Origin of the sequence: Streptomyces sp. A0592, from assembly GCF_004795115.1 — a bacterium.
Classification (GTDB): domain Bacteria; phylum Actinomycetota; class Actinomycetes; order Streptomycetales; family Streptomycetaceae; genus Streptomyces; species Streptomyces erythrochromogenes.
This window is the reverse complement of the sequence record NZ_SSBM01000032.1, coordinates 1-19285: the sequence shown is the minus strand read 5'-3', so window position 1 is coordinate 19285 and position 19285 is coordinate 1. Positions and strand designations below refer to the sequence as shown.

Genomic DNA, 19285 nt, shown 5'->3' with positions numbered 1-19285 from the left:
CCGGGCCCGGACACGCGTACATCGACCGCCACTCATCGGAAAGTAAACTGTCCGGTGGCCCACTCCCGGGCCGCCGCCCCCTCCAGCTACGGGAAGTCGCCAACGTGTCGCTCACGATCGGAATCGTCGGCCTGCCGAATGTCGGCAAGTCGACCCTGTTCAACGCCCTGACCAAGAACGACGTGCTGGCGGCCAACTACCCGTTCGCCACCATCGAGCCGAACGTCGGCGTCGTCGGCGTCCCGGACCCGCGCCTGGCCGTCCTCGCGGGCATCTTCGGCTCGGCGAAGGTCCTCCCGGCGACGGTCGACTTCGTCGACATCGCGGGCATCGTGCGCGGCGCCTCCGAGGGCGAGGGCCTGGGCAACAAGTTTCTCGCGAACATCCGCGAGTCGGACGCCATCTGCCAGGTCATCCGCGCCTTCAAGGACGAGAACGTCGTCCACGTCGACGGCAAGGTCTCGCCGAAGGACGACATCGAGACGATCAACACCGAGCTGATCCTCGCCGACCTCCAGTCGATCGAGAAGGCGGAGCCGCGCCTGACGAAGGAGTCCCGCCTCCAGAAGGAGAAGGTCGCGGTCCTCGCGGCCGTCGTCGAGGCCAAGAAGATCCTCGAAGCCGGCGACACCCTCTTCTCCAAGGGCATCACCAAGGGCACCGAGCTGGGCGACCTCCTCCACGAGCTCCACCTGCTCACCACCAAGCCCTTCCTCTACGTCTTCAACGTGGACGAGGACGAGCTGACGGACGACGCCTTCAAGGCGGAGCAGTCGGCGCTGGTCGCCCCGGCCGAGGCGATCTTCCTCAACGCCAAGCTGGAGCAGGACCTCTCCGAGCTGGACGACGAGGAGGCCCTCGAACTCCTCCAGTCGGTCGGCCAGGACGAGCCCGGCCTCGCCACCCTCGGCCGCGTCGGCTTCGCCACGCTGGGCCTGCAGACCTACCTGACGGCCGGCCCGAAGGAAACCCGCGCCTGGACCATCAAGCAGGGCGCGACGGCCCCGGAGGCGGCCGGCGTGATCCACACCGACTTCCAGCGCGGCTTCATCAAGGCCGAGGTCATCTCCTTCGCGGACCTGGTCGACTGCGGCTCGGTGGCCGAAGCCCGCGCCAAGGGCAAGGCCCGCATGGAGGGCAAGGAATACGTCATGCAGGACGGCGACGTGGTGGAGTTCCGCTTCAACGTGTAGTGGGTGAAGCACCACCACGTCGCTGATCTGGCAAACATGCAGCTCAGGAGGGGTTCGGCTTTCTGGGGCCGGACCCCTTGGTGTTTCCCGTGCTGGGATGGTGCTGGGATGTGGATGGGTTGCTGGTACTGGATTCCACTGCGGCGAGCACCCCTCCGTGATCACGATTCGATCGTCGTGGAGGGCAGTCTGCCGCGACCGGCAGTCAGGTGGGCTGATCGGAAGAGCAGCTGAGGGGCCATGGCTGAACCATGGGACGGCGGCTGCTGTCTCTGGACGCCCACAACACGATGGCCGACTACTTCTTCACCGACGGGCCGGCCATCAACGCGATCATCATCGCCCTCGCGGACGCCTTCTACGAAGCAGCAGTCGATCAGCAGGTGGACCTTTAGCTCGGAGTCCTGGTAAGGCGTCGAGCCGCAGTCGAACGGTCCGGCTGGTGGTCCACCCGCCGGGCCGCGTCACTGCCCGCAGCAGGACGCCCTCGGCTCGCCTCCGCATTTCGATGTCATTTTCGCGAATCGATTGATATCGTTGTTGTGTCGTCGGGCTGCGGAGGGATAACTGATGGCCAGGACTGTGATCGATCTGGACGAGGAGATCGTCGAGCAGGCGATGCGGGTGTACGGCGTGAAGACCAAGGCCGCCGCAGTGCGGGCGGCCATGGAGGAGGGGGTGAAGCTGCGGCTGCGCCGGGAACTGTTCGAAGCCATGCACGACGGCGAGTTCGAGGACGTGTTCGCGGAGATCCGCTCACAGACGGGGCCGCGGAATCCGGACGGCTCCCTGAAGCGCGAAGGCGGGGCCTCGGCGGCGTGAAGGGGCCCTACCTCATCGACAAGTCCGCGCTGGCCCGCCTGGGTAAACCGGCGGTGCGAGCGCGGCTGGGCGCGCTGGACCGCGATGGACTCCTGGCGGTGTGCGCTCCGACCGAGTACGAGGTGCTGTACTCGGCACGCGGAAAGCCCGAGGCGCTGCGGCTCCGCACTCTGCTCCGTGGGTTCGACTACCGGCCCTGCAGCGACGAAGAGTTCGAGCGGGCGCTCGAGATCCAGGCCCTGGCCCTGAATGCCGGCTTTCACCGGGCGTTGTCGCTGGCCGACGTTCTCATCGCGGCAACCGCCGAGCGGCATCGAGCCACGGTCCTGCACTACGACGGCGACTTCGACATGATTGCTTCGGTGAGCGGGCTGCAGGCCGAGTGGGTCGTAGAGCCAGGCACCGCCGACTGAGTCGGAAACGCGCGCCAGGTCCCGCAGGCGTCGGGCAGTGTCTTGGCTTTGAGTCTTCTTGTACTTTGTCGAGACTCCGGTTCTGGGATGGTGCTGGGACGCGCCCGCATAACCGCAGGTCAGGCCTGTTGTGCTGGAGTTCCGCTTCCACGTGTAGTGGGTCACATGGCGTCATATCGCTGATCTGCCGGGTGAAGGGCGCGTGCCGCCGCGCCGCCCTCGGGGGAAGGCCGCGCTGCCGTGGCCGGCGATGTGCACCTGGACGGCGTTCAGCCGCGCCTCGACGGGCCGTACGCGCTCGGCCGCGGACAATTGCCCGCCAACATCGCCTGCCGTCGGGTAACTGACGAAGTGTGCGGGGCATCTCCCCGCGGCGATTCGCGTCAGGCCGGGTGGGCGCCGGTGAGGGTCGCTCCGACGGTGTGGTCGCCGCGCTCGGTGATCTCGCCCGCGACCCAGGCCTCGACGCCCCGGTCCGCCAGCGTGGTCAGCGCGACGCCGACCGATCCGGCCGGCACCACCGCGATCATGCCGACCCCCATGTTCAGGGTCTTCTCCAGCTCCGGTCGCTCCACCTGCCCGGCCCTGCCGACCAGGTCGAACACCGCACCGGGCGCCCACGTCGAACGGTCCACCCGCGCGTGCAGCCCGTCCGGGACCACCCGGGCCAGGTTCGCCGCCAGACCACCACCGGTGATGTGGCTGAACGCGTGCACCTCGGCCGTCCGCGTCAGCGCCAGGCAGTCCAGCGAGTAGATCTTCGTCGGTTCCAGCAGCTCCTCGCCCAGCGTCCGCCCGAACTCCTCCACCCGCTGCTCCAGACGCATCCCCGCCCGCTCCAGCAGCACGTGCCGCACCAGCGAGTACCCGTTGGAGTGAAGACCGGAGGCCGCCATCGCGATCACCGCGTCCCCCGTACGGATGCGATCGGCGCCCAGCAGCCGGTCCGCCTCCACCACACCCGTGCCCGCACCGGCGACGTCGAAGTCGTCCGGCCCCAGCAGCCCCGGGTGCTCGGCCGTCTCCCCGCCCACCAACGCGCAGCCGGCCAGCACACAGCCCTCCGCGATGCCCTTGACGATCGCCGCGACCCGCTCCGGGTGGACCTTGCCGACACAGATGTAGTCGGTCATGAACAGCGGCTCCGCGCCGCACACCACGATGTCGTCCATCACCATCGCCACCAGGTCACGGCCGATGGTGTCGTACACCCCCATCCGGCGGGCGATGTCGACCTTCGTCCCCACCCCGTCGGTCGCCGACGCCAGCAGCGGACGCTCGTAACGCTTCAGGGCGGAGGCGTCGAAGAGCCCGGCGAACCCACCCAGACCGCCCTGGACTTCGGGGCGGTCGGCCTTCCTCACCCACTCCTTCATCAGTTCGACGGCGCGGTCGCCCGCTTCGATGTCGACGCCCGCGGCCGCGTAGCTCGCACCGGTGTCAGAGGTCACGGTCATGCCTTTCGGAGGAGTGCGGGACGGCCGGTCACCACGCGCCGGCGCCGTCGAAGGAGGTGGGCGCCGGGTCGAAGCCGAGGTCCCGGCGCGCGGCGCCCAGGGCGAGGGTGCGTTCCACCGCGAGGTGGCTGATCGCGTAGCGGGTGAGCCGCGGCGGGCGGGGCCGCCGGGCGAGCCGCCACGCGGTCTCGGCTGCCACGGCGGCGACGTCGGCGGCCCGGGCGGGCAGGCATCGCAGGCGTACCCGGATGCCGCGCGCGGCCAGCAGCTCGCGCAGCGCCTCCCCCACGGGTACCGGCTCGGCGTCCGCGATGTTGTAGGTGCCGGGCGGGGCGGCGGGGTCGCAGGCACGCAGCGCGGCGGCGGTGAGGTTGCCGATGTGCGTGAGGGACTGCGGGGCCGTGCCGTCGCCGGGCAGGAACAGGGAGCCGCCGCGCACGGCGCCGAGCACCCGGGGGAGCAGGGTCCGGTCGCCCGGGCCGTACACGGCGTGCGGGCGCAGCACCACGGTGTCGGGGCGCCCGTCGAGGGCGCGTTCGGCGGCGGCTTTGGACGCGGCGTACGGGGTGAGGTAGCGGCGGACGGGGGCCTCGGACTCGTCGGCGTGAACAGTCGGACGGAAAGGGTCGTACACGCTTGCGGTGGAGATGTGGACCAGCCGGGTGCCGGGGAAGGACGCGGCGACGTGCCGGGTGCCGGCGAGGTTGGCCCGCCACACCGGGCCGGGGGCACCCCAGTCGCTCACGGCAGCCGCCGCGTGCACCACCGCGTCGACCCGGGGGGCGCCGGCCCACCGGCCGGCGGTGAGGTCCCAGTCGGCGCGGGTGAGGGCGTGGACGGCCCAGCCGCGCTCGGCCGCCGCGCGGCAGACCGCGCCGCCGACGAAGCCGCGTGCGCCGGTGACGGCGATCCTCATCGCACCGGCTCCGTCCCCCGGGCGGCGTCGCGGCGCAGCCGGTCGCGGAGCGCGTCGCGGTCCGGTTTGCGGGAGCGCCCGGCGACGGGGACGCGGTCCAGGACCACCACGTCGTCGGGGAGCACGGCGGCGTCGAGCAGCGCGGGGAGCCGGCTGCGGACCCGCTCGGCGAGCGACTCCGGTGCGGTGCCCGGCCGTTCGGGGACGAGGACGAGGACGACGCGTTCGTCGCCGTAGTCGTCGGGAACACCGACGATGACCGCCTCGGCCACCCCGGGAAGGGCGGTGATGGCGGGTTCGTACAGGCCGGGGTAGATGTTGGTGCGGCCCCGGATGAGCATGTCCTTCTTGCGGCCGTGCAGGACCAGTCGGCCGTCCTCCAGCCGGGCGAGGTCGCCGGTGGCGTGCTGCTCCATCGGGGGACGGCCAAGATAGCCGCGGCACAGGTTCGGTCCGGACACCAGCAGTTCGCCGTCCGGGGCGGTGCGGACGGTCACCGAGGACAGCGGGGTGCCGAGCAGGTCACCGGGGCCGTCGTGGGCGAGCTTCTCCGCACCGGTGGCGACGGCGACGGGCAGGATCTCGGTCATGCCGTACACGGCGAGGACGGTGACGCCCGGCAGGGTGCGGGCGGCGCGGCGGAGCAGCCCGGGAAGGACCGGGGCGCCGCCGAGGACCAGGTACCGGAGGGTCGTGGGCACGGTCGCCTCGCCCCGCTCGACGGCGTCGAGGACGGTGGGCAGGTCGGCCGGTACGCAGAAGGTGTGGGTGGCGCCGTGCAGCCCGGCGGCGTACCGCACGGGGTCGGCGGCGGGCGCGAAGCCGTACGGGGGCATGGTCCAGTGGGCGCCGGTGATGAGGGCGGGGATGCCCAGCATCAGCTGGTCGGTGTGCACGGTGTCGCCGTCACCCATCCGCAGGGCGTGTCCGCAGCCGGCCAGGCCGGCGCCGAGGGAACCGCGGGTGTGCACCACGGCCTTGGGGGCGCCGGTGGTGCCCGAGGTGAAGACGACCAGCGCCTCCTGGCCGGGCGCGGGCCGCGGCCGGAAGGCCCCGGCCGGTCCGGCGGCGAGCCGCCGCGCGGAGAGCGCTCCGGCGGGCACGCCGGGCAGCCTGCGGCCGGCGTGGATGTGGCGCAGGCCGAGCCGGTGATAGTCCGGCAGCAGCAGTCCCCGGCGGCGGGCCAGCGGGCGGCCGTAGCGGGCGGCGGCGTACAGCAGTGACTCGGCGGCGGCCCAGCGGGGGGCGGCCAGCTCCTTGCGGGCGGCGAACAGTTCGGGCCCGGCGCCCGGGTCGATGAAGACGACGGTGGCGCCCGCCGCGATGATGCCCAGGGCGAGGACGACGCCCTCGGGACCGGGGCGTACGGAGAACAGCACCCGATCCCCCGGTGCCATGCCCGCCCCGCGCAGCCCGTGCGCGGTGGCCAGCACGGCGTCGGCGAACCGACGGTGGCTGAGCGTGGGCCCGCCGGGGCCGGTGAGCGCCGGGGCGTCGCCGCGCCGCCGGGCGGTGTCCATCAGCGCGGTGAGCACATCGGTGCTGCCGGGGCCGGTGGCGTGCGGGGTGTCGGTCACGGCGCGCTCCGTCGGGTCAGGGTGAGCCGGGCGTATCCGGGGATCAGCACCCGGCGGGCGGTGCGGCGGCCGGCGACCACGACCGGCCCGGCGGCGAGGACCGCGTCCAGCACCGCGCGGATCTGCGCCATGGCCAGCGGCATGCCGATGCAGAAGTGGGGTCCGGCGCCGAACCACAGCCGGCGCAGCTCCGGCGGGTGGGGCCGGCCGGGGTCGAACCCTCCGTACGCGGCGGCGCACAACAGGGTCGCGACGACGACCCGGTCGCCGGGGGCCACGGGCACTCCGCCGACCTCGGTGGCCCGGGCGACGCTGCGGAGCATCACAGGCGAGGGGACGGTGACCCGGAGGGCCTCCTCGATCACGGCGGCGGTGTCGGCCGTGCCGTCGCGGAGCCGGTCGAGGAGGCCGGTGTCGTGGCAGATCGCGATGAGCCGGGGGATGAAGGACACCAGGGTCTCGGTGCCGGTGAGCAGGAACGCGCCGACCGCGCCGCGCGCCTCCTCCTCGGTGAGGCCGAGGCCGCGCAGCCGGCCGGGCAGGGTCTCGTCGCCCCCGCGCCGGTAGGCGTCCACGGCGGAGGCGGTGAGGCGCCCCAGCACCTCGCGGGCGTGCAGGATCTGCCGCGGGGGCAGGGAGTGCCGCCAGAGCCGTACCGCCTTGGTGACCTCCGAGGCGTCCGCGTGGGCGGCGGCGAACCGCTCCGGGTCGGCCGGCATGCCGGTGATCTCGCAGATGGCGGCGCCCGCGCAGGACTTGGCGACGGCGACGAGGTCGGCCTCCTCGCCCGCCGCGAGCCGCCGGGTGAGGCCGGCGAGCGGCTGGGCCAGCACCCGCTCGCAGAGCCCGGTGACGTACCCGGGGGTGAAGAGGCCCGAGAGGCGGCGGCGCAGCGCGGTGTGGTCGGCCCCCTCCATGTTGAGCAGCACGGCGGGCCCGAGGACCGGGGTCCACAGGTCGGACGGGGAGCCGGGCCCGGTCTTGGTGAAGTGCGTGGTGTCGCAGAGGACGTCGCGTGCGAGGGCCGCGTCGCTGACGACGACGCCGACGCGCGGGACGCGCACCACCGGGCCGCGGGCGGCGATGGAGCGGAGCAGGCGGTAGGCGACCGGGTGGGCTGAGGTCTGCACCCGGTGCTCCCACCGCTGCCAGTCGGCGTCGGGGAGGGTGGCGAGCGTGGTCAACGGATGTCCACCACCTCGGGGCGGTAGCGGTGGTCCGCGTACCAGCCCAGGGTCCGGCGCAGGCCCCATTCGCGCACCCGGCGGGCGGAGCCCCGGACCCGTACGTCCCTGCGCAGGCCGTACGCCGTCGTCAGCAGCCGTACCGCGTTGACCAGGGCCCGGTCCTCGTGGACCTCCTCGATGGCGGTGCGGGGGAAGCCTCCGGCGCGGACGTACAGCCGGGCGGTGATCGCCATGTTGCAGCCGGGGGCCATGATGTACGGGCCGAGGTAGCCGGCGCCCCGGTTCCCGGGCCGGAACCGGCCGAACAGGGCGGCGACCTCGGTGGCGGCGACGAGCGCGGTGCGGTGCAGCGGGGGCAGCGGCGACTCGTCGGTGCGGGGCCTCAACTGCCCTGCGATCAGCTGCAGTCCGGTGCCGAAGGCGACGCGGATGCGGGCGGTCCAGTCGGACGCCGGAAGGCAGTCGGCGTCGGTGCGGGCGAGGTGCGTGGCGCCGTGGGCGATGGCGTACCGCATGCCGGTGTCGGCCGCGGCGCCGGTGCCTTTCCGGGTCTCGTGGACGACGTGCACGTCGCCGGGGAACGGGAAGGAGCGGACGACATCGGCGGTGCCGTCCGTGGAGTTGTTGTCCACGACGACGAGGGAGAAGTCCACGTCGGTCTGGGACGCGAGCGCGCGGAGCGTCGCCGTGATGCCGTGGGCCTCGTTGTACGCGGGGACCACCACCCAGAGATTCACAGCCGGATCACGCTCATTCCCATGCTGATGCCGCCGGCGAGGCCCACCAGGGCGACCAGGTCGCCGGGGGCGGCCCGGCCGCTCTCGCGCGCCCGTAGCAGCTGGAGGGGCAGGCTCGCGGAGGCGGCGTTGCCGTGCTCGGTGATGGTGACGGGGATCTTGTCGAGGGGCAGGCCGAACCGGTCGGCGAGCTGTTCGAGGTACGGCTCGGACACCTGGTGGACGCAGATGGCGGCCATGTCGTGCCAGCCGAGACCGAGCCGCTCCAGGGTGTCGTCGAGGACCTGGGAGCCGAGCCGTTCGAAGGCGCGGCGCAGGCCCACGCCGTCGAGGCGGAAGTAGGTGTGCTCCTCGCCGCGCGGGTGGGCGGAGCCCCCGGAGGGCAGGGTGCCGACGCTCCAGGAGGCGGAGTCGGCGGCGAACCCGCAGCCGATGATGCCCGGTTCGGCGGACGCCTCGACGAGGAGGGCGGCGCCCGCGTCGGACAGGGTGTAGCCCGGTATCGAGGTGAGGTAGGTGCGCAGGTCGGGCACCGACCAGCGCACCGCCCGGGAGGGGGACTCGCCGCAGGCGATGAGGATGCGGCGGTAGCGGCCCTGGGCGATGAGCGCGTGCGCGGTCTCCAGCGCGTTGAGCACACTGTTGCAGGCGTTCTTGACGTCGAAGGCGGGGCAGCGCAGGCCGAGGCGGTCGGCGGTCATGTGCGAGGTGGCGGGCTCGATCATGTCCTGGCTGGCTGCGGCGAACAGGAGCAGGTCGATGTCGCCGGGGTCGGTGCCGGTGTCGGCGAGCAGCTTGCGCGCGGCGGCGGCGGCGACGTCGGACGCCTGCCAGTCGTCGGGCATGACGTGGGTCTGCCGTACGCCGGTCAGCCGGGTGACGAGGCCGGGCGGCGGGCGGAAGCCGGTGGAGGCGGCGGCGACGAGGCTCTCGGTGTCGGCCACGGTGCGCAGGGTCTCCGGCAGGTGTACGGCGACTCCGGCGAGCCGGGCGTGGGGTGCGGGCATGGACTGGTCTCCCGTCAGACGAGTGTCACGGTGAGCCGCTCGTACGTGGGGATGACCACGCGGCGGCTGTAGCGTCGCTCGACGATCCGCCAGGGACGGCCGACGGCGGCGAGGGTCTCGAGCGTCCGGCCGATCTCCGCCTGGGCGATCGCGGAGCCGAGGCAGCGGTGCCGTCCGGCGCCGAACCACAGCTCCCGGTTGGCCGGCTCCGGTGGCCGACCGAGCCGGAAGCCTCCGGTGAGGCTGTTGGCGGTGTAATTGAGCAGGGTGATGCGTTCTCCGGCCCGGAGCGTGCGGCCGGCGAGGCGGACGTCGCCGCGTACGGTTCTGCCGATGACGGGAGCGGGGGCCGTCACGCGCAGTCCTTCGCGGACCGCGTCGGGGACGAGTTCGGGTGAGGCGAGCAGGCGGTGCTGCTCGTCGGTGTCGTGCAGCAGGGCGACGGTGCGGGTGATGGCGCTGGCCGCCGTCTCGGTCGCGGCGACCCCGACGAGGGCGGCCATCCCGGCGGTCTGGTGGGCGTCCAGGCCGGCTTCGCGGCAGCGGCCGACGAGGTGCTCGGTGGAGCCTGTGCGCCACTCGTGCTCGACGTGTCCGGTGAGGCGGGCGACGACGCGGCGGCCCCGGGCGACGGTCTCGTCGGTGAGGTCGCCACCGCCGGCGGCCTCCATGGAGATGGCGGCGAGTTCGCGGGCGGTGGCGAAGACCTTCTCGTACGCGGCGTCGTCGGTGCCGGTCACGGGGACCCGCAGCAGCTCGGTGACGATGCGGCCGACGAGCGTACGGCCCAGGGCGGCGACGTCGACGGGGCGGCCGGAGGCGAGCCGGATACGGGTCTCGGCGAGCCGGGCTCCGATGACGCGGTCCACCAGGGCGCGGGCGGTCGTCTCGCCGAAGAGGTCGCGGGTGGCGGTGCGCAGGGCACGGTGTCCTTCGCCGTCGAAGAGGTCGTCGACCCAGTCGCCGAGGAGCTGGGCCCACAGCCGGCCGACGCCGCCGCGGTCCAGGACGGTGAAGTGCTCGGGGTCGGTGAGGACGGACCGCGCCGTCGCCGCGTCGGCGGTCACCCAGCCGATGCGCGGGATGTGTTTCAGGGGGCGGGCCATTCGGCCGGCGTGCAGCAGCAGAGGCAGTACGGGACGGCTGGCTGCCAGCACGCGCAGCTCGTGGAATTCGGCGCGGTTCATGGTGATCCATCTCGTCGTTGCGCGGGACGGCGGACACGGCGAAGGGCCTGCCGGGCCTCCTCCGGGGCCCGGGGGAAGGTCGCGTGGAGGAGGTCCGGCAGGAGATCGGGCCCCCGGGTCCGGGGCGTCCCCGCGGTACGGGGAGGCCGGGCCGACCGGCAGGAGCGGGCGGTCCGGGTGGAGGCAGGGCGGGCCGGGTGGGCCGGGCGCGGCGGCTCCGGTGCGGCCGGGCGGCGCGGGGGGCGCGTGGGCGGGTCCCCCCGGTGGCGGTGCCGGTGCCGGTGCCGGTGCCCGGCCCCGGGGCGTGCGCGTGGGCGCCGCCCCGGGGCGGGTGTGCGGCCTGGTTCAGCCGGTCTGCGGCGGGAAGAGCGCGGCCATGCCGTCGATGGACTCCGGTCCGTACCCGACCGAACCGACCGGGATCCGGGACTTGGTGGCCTCGATGACCTTGGCCGTCCACACGGGCCCGAAGCCACCGCACAGCTCGATGAGCTGGATGCCCTCGTCCACCAGCGCGGCCGCGACCTCGGGCCCCCGTGCCGGGTCGGCCATACCGACGATCACGGCACGGAACCCGTCCCGCTCGATCACCGTGCGGTCGCGGTCCGGGTCGAGCCCGCGTCCGGTGAAGAGGAACCCGAATGAGTCGAGTGCCATGGTGTCAATTCCTTTCGGGAAGAGGTCGAAGCAGGGCCACGACCTCGTCTGCCACTTCGGTCAGGGTCAGGCTGCCCAGTGCGCCGGCGCTCTCCAACTGTGCGCCGCACCACTTCTCCACGCCGGAGACGAGGACGGAGCTGGTCATGGAGTCGATGCCGAAGGCGCTCAGCGGCACCTCGTCGTCGAGGTCCGAGGGCTCCATCTCCAGCAGCTCGCCCAGCAGCTGCTTCAGCCGCTCCGTCACGGCCTCCCGGGTGAGCGCCTCCCGCGCGGTGCTCTGTACGGCGCTCACGCGGCACCGCCCGTGCGCCGGCTGGACCACTGGGCCAGGGGCTGCAGGAGGCCGGACGTCACCTGCTCGGCGCAGGCCCGCCGGCGGATCTTGCCACTGGTGGTGCGGGGCACCTTGTTGCGCGGTACGGCGTAGACGCTGACTGCGGTGGGCAGGACCTTCGCCACGGCGATGCCGGCCGCCCGTACGGCGACGGCCAGGGCCTCCGGGTCGCGCTCGATGGTCTCCACGACCACCGCCACGCCCTTGTCGTCCTCGCTCAACGGCCAGGCGGCGGCCCGCTGCTGGGCGAAGGCGGGGTGCGCGTCCAGCGCGACGGCCTCGGCGTCCTGCGGGAAGTAGTTCTCGCCGCCGATGATCAGCACGTCCTTGATCCGGCCGGTGATGAACAGCTCGCCGCCGTCGAGGAACCCGAGGTCGCCGGTGCGGACGTAGGTCCGGCCGGACTCTTCACCGTCCGTACCGGCGAGGCGGGCGGCGAAGATTTCTGCCGACTCCTCCTCGCGGCGCCAGTAGCCTCCGCAGTTGCCCGGGGAGTCCACCCAGATCTCGCCGACGACCCGGCCGGCCAGCGGCCGGTGCGTCTCCGGGTCCACGATGGCGACGCGCACGTCGTCCACCACTGTCCCGCAGCCGACGAGCTCGATGCCCTCGTCCGCGACGGTGGTCACCACCGCCTTGCCCTCGGCGAGCGCCTCTCGGTCGTAGAGGCCCACGACGGTCGGGACCAGCGAGGGCGTCAGACTCACCGCGAGAGTGCACTCGGCGAGGCCGAAGCCGGGCGAGAAGACCTCCTCGCGGAAGAAGCTCGGCCGGAACGCCTCGGCGAACCGGCGCTGGGTGGCGGCGCGCACGGGCTCGGAGCCGTTGACGGCGACCCGCCAGGTCGACAGATCGATCGCGGCGCGCTCCTTCGCCGGTATCCGGTTGACGCAGATGTCGTACGCGAAGTCGGGCGCGGCGGTGAAGACGTCGTCCTCGGCGGAGATGGCGCGCAGCCACACCCGGGGGTCGCGCACGAAGGTGGCCGGTTCCATGGTGACGGTGGTGGCACCGGACACCAGCGGCAGGACGACCGCCGTGCACAGGCCCATGTCGTGGAAGAACGGCAGCCAGCTGACGATGGTGGTGGTGGGGTCCACCTCGCAGCGGTCGCGCATGGCGGCCTGGTTCGCCACCAGGTTGCCGTGGCCGACGACGACACCGCGCGGGTCGCCGGTGGATCCGGAGGTGTACTGGAGGAGCGCGGTGGCCGCCGGGTCGAGCGCCAGCGGGTCGGGCAGGGCGGCGGTGTCACCCGCCTCGCCCTCCGGGCGGCGCACGGCGATCCACTCCACGCCGGGCGCCAGATCGTCGCCGGCGTCCTCGGCGTCCTGCTGGGTGGAGACGAGCACCGCGCACGGCGTGCAGTCGCCGCAGATCGCGGAGAGCCGCTCGGCGCGGGAGGTGGTGCCGGTCCGGGCCGCGGCGCGGAAGGCGGGCACCGGTACGGCGATCATGCCGGCGTACAGGCAGCCCAGGAAGCCGATGTGGAAGTCGAGCCCCGGCAGGGCGGGGACGATCACCCGGTCGCCGGGGCGGCCGGTCCGGCGCAGTGCGGCGGCGAGTGCGCGGGCGTGCCGGTCGAGTTCGACGGGGGTCAGGGCCTCGATCACTTGGCCGGCCGCATCGAGGGCGGTGACCAGGGCGCGGTCGGCGTCCGGTCCCTGGGCGCGGGCGATGAGGGCTTCGACGATGGTGCGGGCATCCCGGCCGGTGTGCGCCTCGGCCGGCGCGCGGGTGGCGGTCGCCTCGGTGGGCGTGTTCACTGCTGCGGTTCTCCTCATTCGGCGGTGCCTTGGGATGCAAGGGCGGTGGTGGTGCCGGCGCCCGGCGCGGCGGCTGCCGACCCGGTGGCGCAGGCCGGTGCGGGGAAGGCCCCGGCGGGGGTGGCGGTCGGGTAGCGGCCGGTCAGGCAGGCGGTGCAGTAGCCGGAGCGGTCGCCCCCGGCGGTCTCGAGCAACCGGTCCAGCGACAGGAACGCCACGCTGTCGCAGTCCAGTTGCCCGGCCAGCTCCGTCATCGACAGCCGGGCGGCGAGCAGCTCCTCGGGTCGCCCGGTGTCGATGCCGTAGAAGCAGGGCCAGCGGTACGGCGGTGAGGCGACGCGCAGGTGGACCTCCAGCGCCCCGGCGTCGCGGAGCATCCGCGCCACGGTGCGCATGGTGGTGCCGCGGACCAGCGAGTCGTCCACCAGGACCACCCGGCGGCCGGCGACCGCCGCCGGGACGGGGCTGAGCTTCCGCCGTACGAGGTGGTGGCGGGCCTCCTGGTCGCGGGCGATGAAGCTGCGCCCGCCCGGGCCGGGGCGCAACAGCCCCTGGACGACGGTCAGTCCGGCGCGCTCGGCGTACCCGTCGGCCGCGACGCGCGCGGTCTCCGGGGTGGCCACGACCACCGGCCGCGGCGAGCCGTCCACCGGGGCGTGGTCCGCGAGCGCCTGGCCGGCCCGGAAGCGCGCCTGGTAGACGCTGCGCCCGGACAGGTGGGAGTCGGCGCGGGCGAAGTACACGTACTCGAAGAGGCAGGCGGCGGTCTTGGCGTCGGGCACCTCGAGCCGGCTGCTCGCCGTGCCCTGCGGGCCGATCGACAGCACCTCGCCCGGCTCCAGTTCCCGCACCACGTCGCCGCCGACAGCGGTGATCGCGGCGGTCTCCGAGGCCAGCAGCCAGGTGTCGCCCCGCCGGCCCACCGCGAGCGGCCGGAAGCCGTGCGGGTCGCGGACGCCGTACAACCGGTGCCCGTCGGACACCACAAGGGCGTACGCACCCTTCAGCCCGGGGAGCACGGCGTGGAGCGCGGCCACGGTGTCGAGGCCCTTCTCCGCGCGGGCGGCCAGCAGCAGGCGGGTCAGCAGCTCGCTGTCGGTGAACCACTCACCCAGGTCGACGGCGTCCGCCCCCGGCGCGGTGTGCGGGTCGACAAGCGTGCCGTTGTGGGCGAGGGCCAGCGGCGGCCGGTCGAGCACGACCGGCTGCGCCCCGGCCAGCGCGTCGCGCGTGCCGTGGGTGGCGTACCGGACGTGGCCGACCGCCACCGGGCCGAGGGGCAGCCCATCGAGGTCCGGCAGGGCCTCGGCGACGGTCCCGGCTCCGTGCCGGGCGACCAGGGCGTCCCCGGTGCCGACGGCGATGCCCGCGCTCTCCTGCCCGCGGTGCTGGAGCGCGACGAGCATCTCCCGCACCACGGCGGCATGGTGGCCCGCGGGGCCCCAGACGCCCGCGACTCCGCAGGCTTCCCTGGGCTTGTCCGCGTCCGTATGGTCGCCGTTCACGACGTGTCCCCGCCCGCGTCGAGCCAGTCGGTGAAGGCGTCCAGATCCGGCAGGATGACCGTCGAGCAGGAGAGCACCGCCAGGTTCTGGCGCATGTCGGTGATCGAGACGACCGTGCGCCCGGCGCGGTGGGCCGACAGCATCTCGGCCGCGGTGCCCATGCTGGCCTCGTGGCCCGGCAGCCACGCCACGCACACGTCGCTGGCGGCGGCCAGCTCGGTGAGCCGGTGGAACAGCACGGTCAGCTCGCGCAGTTCGGGGGCGAGCCGGTCGTGGTGCAGCACCGCGCGGTCCGCGAGCGCCGCGTGTGCGGGTCGGGCGCCGGGGTGTGCGGCCAGCCACTCGGCCATCACCACGCCCGGGTCGTTGACGACGGCTCCGGGCCGGCGGGCCAGCAGGGCCGCGGTCAGCCGCTCGCGGTAGGTCTGGTCGACGAGGTCCGATCCGGTGCGGGCGCCCTGCATGGTGCCCGCGAGGAAGTACGAACGGGTCAGTGGGGGCGCGCCCGGCGCCTCGAGGGCGGTCACTCGTCCTCCAGGGAGTACGGGGCCAGGTCGAGCCCCGCGGGGGCGGCGGCGCGGTGGATGGCCGCCGCCTCCAGCAGGAAGGCGACCACGTCGTCGGTGGAGGCCGCGACGGCGTCCGCGACGACCTCCAGGTCGCGCTGGAAGCGGGCGTCGCCGTGGGGGGCGACGGCACCCTGGTTGTCCTTGGTCAGCATCAGGCCGCTGTCCTCGGCGACGCCCGCGGGGCGTCCCGCCAGCGGGAGGACCAACTCGGCCATCCCGCGGGTGACCGGGTGCAGGACCCGGATGGAGACGCTGTGCTGCTCCGGGTGGACCAGCAGCCGCCGTACGAAGTCGGCCGCCGGCGGCACCGTGTCGAGCCGGGACTCGGGGCGCAGCAGGAAGGACCGGGAGGCCGTGTTGTGGCCGCGGCTCGGGCTGTACCGCAGGTAGTCGAGGCGGATGGAGTCGTCGGCCAGGTTCCAGGTGGCCCGCACCCGGCTCGGCGCGGGGGTGCCGTCCGCCTTCACACGGAAGGGGTAGGCGTCGACCGTCGTCCGTACGCTGCCGTCGACGGCCGCGGCCCGGTCGAGCCGCAGCGGTTCACCGTGCAGCAGGTAGGGGTCGAGGATGATCAGGCCGTCCGGCGTGCGGTAGACGGCGGCCACATGGCGGCCGTCGATCAGGTACTCGGCGGTGATGCCGGAGCGCTCCATGACCATGCGTCCGGCCGTGAAGGACTGCCAGGCGCAGGACAGGCCGAAGCGCGGCGGGGCGGCCTTGGTGCCGAAGTACTCGTGGAACTGGGAGGCGCTGTTGTAGGGGACGCCCACGAGGACCTCGTCGAGGACTTCCTTCTGCACGTCGCTCAGCAGCGCCGCACCGACGGTGTTCACTTGCGACCTCCCTGGAGGAGCGCGGCCGCCTGCTGGAGCATCGAGGGCCGTCGTGCGTACGTGGTGTCCTGGCCACCCAGCACCGCCAGGTGGTCGCGCAGGATGCGCAGATACGTGGTGAGTTCGAACTGGGTGAGGTTGCGCCGGGAGTCGAGGAAGTTGATGCCGCCGGTGATGTCCACGCTCCGGCTGCGCTTCAGATCGTCGAACCGGCGGGCTGCCTCGGGATTCCGCCTCCGTGCCGCCAGATATCCGGCTATCACGCGCGACTGGATTTCCACGGTGGGGAAATGACCTCCCGTACCGTCGGTCATACCGGCGATGAACAGGTCGTCGTAGCGCGGCGAGAAGGCCAGGAGGTAGAAGTCCGGACGCTCCTTGACCCAGTCGAGGTGTTCCTCGCCGACGAACGGAATGTGAATCCGGAAACCGGTGGCGAGAATGATGGTGTCGTATTCCTCCGAGGTCCCGTCGGAGAATTCGACGAACTTCCCGTCGAAACGCACGGGCGCCTTGCGGACCTTCACCCGGCCGTGCGCGCAGTAGTACGGCAGCAGCGAGTTGACGATCGGCGGCGATTCCAGCGGCTCGTGGTCGGGCTTCGGCAGCCCGAACTGCTCCGGCCGCCCGATGCTCAGCTTGAGCATGGTGCGGTACACCGCGCGCGCCACCGGGGGCGGCAGGCGCAGGTGCTGGCTCGACTCGGAGACCTGGTCCGCCGGCTTCCCGAAGATGAACTTGGGGAAGAAGTGGTAGCCGCGACGCATGCTGATGGCGACGTGGTCCGCGACCCCGGCGGCCTCGACGGCGATGTCGCAACCGGAGTTGCCGGCGCCGACGACCAGCACGCGCTTGCCGGTGAGCGCCGCCGCGTCGGTGTAGTCGCGACTGTGCAGGAGCTCCCCGTCGAACTTCCCTGAGAAGGCGGGGAGATAGGGGTGCCAGTTGTGGCCGTTGGCGATGATCAGTGCGCTGTGCTCGTGCTCCTCGCCGTCGCCGGTCGTGACCCGCCAGCCGTCGGTGAGCCGCTCGACGCCGGTGACGTCGGAGTTGAACCGGATCAGCTTCAGCAGGTCGAACCGCTCCGCGTACTGGCGGAGGTACCCGAGCACCTGATCGTGGCGGGGATACGCCGGGAGCCCCCGGTCCATCGGGAGGTCCGCGTACCCGGTCACCTCCCGGGACGTGATGGTGTGCGTGTTCCGGTACACCGAGCTTCGCGCGTTGCCGATGTCCCAGATGCCACCGACACCGGAGTGGGACTCGTAGGCCACGCAGGAAATGCCGAGATCGGTGAGGCTCTTCAGTGAAGCCAGACCGGAAGGCCCTGCTCCGATCACTGCGACCGGACGTGAATCGTTCTGTGGTTCTGCCATGTGCGTCAATTCCCCCGTTGCTTTCATGACCTACGCCACGCACACCGTGCGACGTCGGATGCATGAAGCGTGCCGCACGTCTCCGGCCCGACTCCAGTGACTTTCAAGGACTTTGAAGCGAGGGGCGGATGCCCGGCAGAAGCTTGACTTCCCGGTGCCGGCCTCCGCCTAATGGCAACCTCCAGGCTTCGGCGAAGAGTGAATTGCATCACTTTTCCTCTTCCGATTGAACCTGCTGAAGAACTCTCGCGTTAGGAGTGCCAGTGGCACGCGTCGTGGTCGACGTCATGCTCAAGCCGGAGATCCTCGACCCGCAGGGCCAGGCGGTGCAGCGTGCACTGCCGCGCCTGGGCTTCGAGGGGATCGCGGATGTCCGTCAGGGGAAACGTTTCGAGCTGGATGTGGAGGGGCCGGTGGATGACGCCGCCCGTGCCCGTATCCATGAGATGGCCGAGACGTTCCTCGCCAACACCGTCATCGAGGACTTCGTCGTGAGGGTCGAGTCGTGACCGCTCGGATCGGGGTCGTGACCTTTCCGGGGACGCTGGACGACCGGGACGCCCTGCGGGCGGTGCGGCTGGCGGGCGCGGAGCCGGTGCCGCTGTGGCACCGGGACAGGGATCTGAAGCAGGTCGACGCTGTCGTGCTGCCGGGCGGCTTCTCCTACGGCGACTATCTGCGGGCCGGCGCGATCTCCAGGTTCTCGCCGGTGATGGAGGCGGTCGTCGCGCAGGCGCGGGCCGGGATGCCGGTTCTGGGGATCTGCAACGGTTTCCAGGTGCTGACCGAGTCGCATCTGCTGCCGGGGGCGATGCTCCGCAACAACCATCTGCACTTCGTCTGCCGTGATCAGAAGCTGCGGGTGGAGAACGCGCAGACCGCCTGGACCTCGGACTACGCCCGGGGGCAGGAGATCGAGGTCCCGCTCAAGAACATCGACGGCCGGTACGTGGCCGACGAGCGGACGCTGGATGAGCTGGAGGCGGAGGGGCGGGTGGCGTTTCGCTACCTGGACGTCAACCCCAACGGCTCGCTGCGGGACATCGCGGGCATCACCAACGCCGCGGGCAATGTCGTCGGTCTTATGCCGCACCCCGAGCACGCGGTCGAGCCGCTGGTCGGTACGGGGAAGACGGACGGGCTGGGTTTCTTCACGTCGATTCTCAAGAAGCTGGTCAACGCCTGATGACTCTCGATACCGTCAAGCACGCGAGCGGGACGCCGGACAGCGAGCAGCCCTGGCAGGAGCTCGGCCTCAAGGAGGACGAGTACGCCCGGATCCGGGAGATCCTCGGCCGCCGTCCCACCGGCGCCGAGCTCGCCATGTACTCGGTCATGTGGTCCGAGCACTGCTCGTACAAGAGCAGCAAGGTGCATCTGAAGCAGTTCGGTGAGAAGGCCCCGAAGAACAATGCCCTGCTGGTGGGGATCGGTGAGAACGCCGGCGTCGTGGACGTCGGCCAGGGCTATGCGGTCACGTTCAAGGTGGAGTCGCACAACCACCCGAGCTACATCGAGCCGTATCAGGGTGCGGCCACCGGCATCGGCGGGATCGTCCGCGACATCCTCGCCATGGGCGCCCGCCCGGTCGCGGTGGTCGACCCGCTGCGCTTCGGCGAGGCCGACCACCCCGACACCAAGCGCGTCCTGCCGGGCGTCGTCGCGGGCATCGGCGGCTACGGCAACTGCCTGGGCCTGCCCAACATCGGCGGCGAGGTCGTCTTCGACGCCTGCTACCAGGGCAAC

At 72.5% G+C, this 19285-nt stretch carries 21 protein-coding genes; 7 read left to right on the top strand and 14 right to left on the bottom strand.

All coding sequences use genetic code 11. From position 1 onward, the window contains the following. The first annotated feature begins 104 nt into the window (after window positions 1-104). The 4 genes from ychF (at window position 105) to E6U81_RS31270 (ending at window position 2428) form a co-directional block, all read left to right on the top strand. Window positions 105-1193, top strand: a complete 1089-nt coding sequence (ychF, locus tag E6U81_RS31280; protein WP_136233404.1) for a redox-regulated ATPase YchF — start codon at window positions 105-107, stop codon at window positions 1191-1193. Between the two features lie 251 nt (window positions 1194-1444). Continuing rightward, entirely contained in the window at window positions 1445-1588 is a 144-nt protein-coding gene (locus tag E6U81_RS40125) for a hypothetical protein (protein ID WP_168714784.1), read from the top strand. A gap of 175 nt (window positions 1589-1763) precedes the next feature. Next, a complete protein-coding gene (locus E6U81_RS31275) occupies window positions 1764-2015 on the top strand; it encodes a type II toxin-antitoxin system VapB family antitoxin (RefSeq protein WP_136233403.1) in 252 nt (83 codons plus the stop codon). Next, window positions 2012-2428: a PIN domain nuclease gene (locus tag E6U81_RS31270; protein ID WP_136233402.1), complete on the top strand. Its 417-nt coding sequence runs from the start codon at window positions 2012-2014 to the stop codon at window positions 2426-2428. Before E6U81_RS31275 ends, E6U81_RS31270 begins: the two co-directional genes overlap by 4 nt. 383 nt (window positions 2429-2811) lie before the next feature. Here E6U81_RS31270 and purM read toward each other — a convergent pair whose 3' ends face one another. The 14 genes from purM to E6U81_RS31210 form a co-directional block, all read right to left on the bottom strand. Beyond that, window positions 2812-3885: a phosphoribosylformylglycinamidine cyclo-ligase gene (gene purM, locus E6U81_RS31265; RefSeq protein WP_206310056.1), complete on the bottom strand. Its 1074-nt coding sequence runs from the start codon at window positions 3883-3885 to the stop codon at window positions 2812-2814. A 28-nt stretch (window positions 3886-3913) separates the two neighbouring features. Continuing rightward, window positions 3914-4801, bottom strand: coding sequence for an NAD(P)-dependent oxidoreductase (locus E6U81_RS31260; RefSeq protein ID WP_136233400.1), 888 nt, complete (start codon window positions 4799-4801; stop codon window positions 3914-3916). After that, a complete protein-coding gene (locus E6U81_RS31255) occupies window positions 4798-6378 on the bottom strand; it encodes a class I adenylate-forming enzyme family protein (protein ID WP_206310055.1) in 1581 nt (526 codons plus the stop codon). The genes E6U81_RS31260 and E6U81_RS31255 overlap by 4 nt, the downstream gene beginning before the upstream one ends. Next, window positions 6375-7562, bottom strand: a complete 1188-nt coding sequence (locus E6U81_RS31250; protein WP_206310054.1) for a cytochrome P450 — start codon at window positions 7560-7562, stop codon at window positions 6375-6377. The genes E6U81_RS31255 and E6U81_RS31250 overlap by 4 nt, the downstream gene beginning before the upstream one ends. Then, window positions 7559-8302: a glycosyltransferase family 2 protein gene (locus tag E6U81_RS31245; RefSeq protein WP_136233398.1), complete on the bottom strand. Its 744-nt coding sequence runs from the start codon at window positions 8300-8302 to the stop codon at window positions 7559-7561. The genes E6U81_RS31250 and E6U81_RS31245 overlap by 4 nt, the downstream gene beginning before the upstream one ends. Next, window positions 8299-9309 (bottom strand): ketoacyl-ACP synthase III, encoded by a 1011-nt coding sequence (locus E6U81_RS31240; RefSeq protein ID WP_136233397.1) that lies wholly within the window; start codon window positions 9307-9309, stop codon window positions 8299-8301. The genes E6U81_RS31245 and E6U81_RS31240 overlap by 4 nt, the downstream gene beginning before the upstream one ends. A gap of 14 nt (window positions 9310-9323) precedes the next feature. Then, complete coding sequence (locus E6U81_RS31235) at window positions 9324-10496, bottom strand: cytochrome P450 (protein WP_136233396.1); 1173 nt, start codon at window positions 10494-10496, stop codon at window positions 9324-9326. Window positions 10497-10841: 345 nt separating this feature from the next. Next, complete coding sequence (locus E6U81_RS31230; RefSeq protein WP_136233395.1) at window positions 10842-11153, bottom strand: DUF6506 family protein; 312 nt, start codon at window positions 11151-11153, stop codon at window positions 10842-10844. 4 nt (window positions 11154-11157) lie between these two features. Next, a complete protein-coding gene (locus E6U81_RS31225; RefSeq protein ID WP_136233394.1) occupies window positions 11158-11448 on the bottom strand; it encodes an acyl carrier protein in 291 nt (96 codons plus the stop codon). Then, window positions 11445-13256 carry a fatty acyl-AMP ligase gene (locus tag E6U81_RS31220; RefSeq protein WP_168714783.1) on the bottom strand — a complete coding sequence of 604 codons (1812 nt, stop codon included), beginning with the start codon at window positions 13254-13256 and terminating at the stop codon, window positions 11445-11447. The genes E6U81_RS31225 and E6U81_RS31220 overlap by 4 nt, the downstream gene beginning before the upstream one ends. Window positions 13257-13270: 14 nt before the next feature. After that, window positions 13271-14761, bottom strand: a complete 1491-nt coding sequence (gene purF, locus E6U81_RS31215) for an amidophosphoribosyltransferase (protein ID WP_168714782.1) — start codon at window positions 14759-14761, stop codon at window positions 13271-13273. Beyond that, window positions 14758-15288: a hypothetical protein gene (locus tag E6U81_RS40120; protein ID WP_168714781.1), complete on the bottom strand. Its 531-nt coding sequence runs from the start codon at window positions 15286-15288 to the stop codon at window positions 14758-14760. The genes purF and E6U81_RS40120 overlap by 4 nt, the downstream gene beginning before the upstream one ends. After that, complete coding sequence (locus E6U81_RS40115) at window positions 15285-16163, bottom strand: hypothetical protein (protein WP_168714780.1); 879 nt, start codon at window positions 16161-16163, stop codon at window positions 15285-15287. The genes E6U81_RS40120 and E6U81_RS40115 overlap by 4 nt, the downstream gene beginning before the upstream one ends. Further along, the gene (locus E6U81_RS31210) at window positions 16160-17539 is read right to left on the bottom strand and encodes an NAD(P)-binding domain-containing protein (protein ID WP_168714779.1); all 1380 of its coding nucleotides are present in this window, start codon (window positions 17537-17539) and stop codon (window positions 16160-16162) included. The genes E6U81_RS40115 and E6U81_RS31210 overlap by 4 nt, the downstream gene beginning before the upstream one ends. Before the next feature lie 263 nt (window positions 17540-17802). Here E6U81_RS31210 and purS point away from each other — a divergent pair, with 263 nt between their 5' ends. The 3 genes from purS to E6U81_RS31195 all read left to right on the top strand — a co-directional run. Beyond that, a complete protein-coding gene (gene purS, locus E6U81_RS31205; RefSeq protein WP_136233390.1) occupies window positions 17803-18048 on the top strand; it encodes a phosphoribosylformylglycinamidine synthase subunit PurS in 246 nt (81 codons plus the stop codon). Then, a complete protein-coding gene (gene purQ / locus E6U81_RS31200) occupies window positions 18045-18725 on the top strand; it encodes a phosphoribosylformylglycinamidine synthase subunit PurQ (RefSeq protein WP_136233389.1) in 681 nt (226 codons plus the stop codon). Before purS ends, purQ begins: the two co-directional genes overlap by 4 nt. Then, window positions 18725-19285, top strand: a 561-nt coding sequence (locus E6U81_RS31195; RefSeq protein WP_240804120.1) for an AIR synthase related protein, incomplete at its 3' end; no start/stop codon positions are given. The genes purQ and E6U81_RS31195, both read left to right, overlap by 1 nt.

Coding starts and splice junctions, on each gene's coding strand:
- E6U81_RS40125 (WP_168714784.1), top strand. CDS start 1,445: ATGGGACGGCGGCTGCTGTCTCTGGACGCCCACAACACGATGGCCGAC.
- E6U81_RS31275 (WP_136233403.1), top strand. CDS start 1,764: ATGGCCAGGACTGTGATCGATCTGGACGAGGAGATCGTCGAGCAGGCG.
- purM (WP_206310056.1), bottom strand. CDS start 3,885: ATGACCGTGACCTCTGACACCGGTGCGAGCTACGCGGCCGCGGGCGTC.
- E6U81_RS31260 (WP_136233400.1), bottom strand. CDS start 4,801: ATGAGGATCGCCGTCACCGGCGCACGCGGCTTCGTCGGCGGCGCGGTC.
- E6U81_RS31240 (WP_136233397.1), bottom strand. CDS start 9,309: ATGCCCGCACCCCACGCCCGGCTCGCCGGAGTCGCCGTACACCTGCCG.
- E6U81_RS31235 (WP_136233396.1), bottom strand. CDS start 10,496: ATGAACCGCGCCGAATTCCACGAGCTGCGCGTGCTGGCAGCCAGCCGT.
- E6U81_RS31230 (WP_136233395.1), bottom strand. CDS start 11,153: ATGGCACTCGACTCATTCGGGTTCCTCTTCACCGGACGCGGGCTCGAC.
- E6U81_RS31210 (WP_168714779.1), bottom strand. CDS start 17,539: ATGGCAGAACCACAGAACGATTCACGTCCGGTCGCAGTGATCGGAGCA.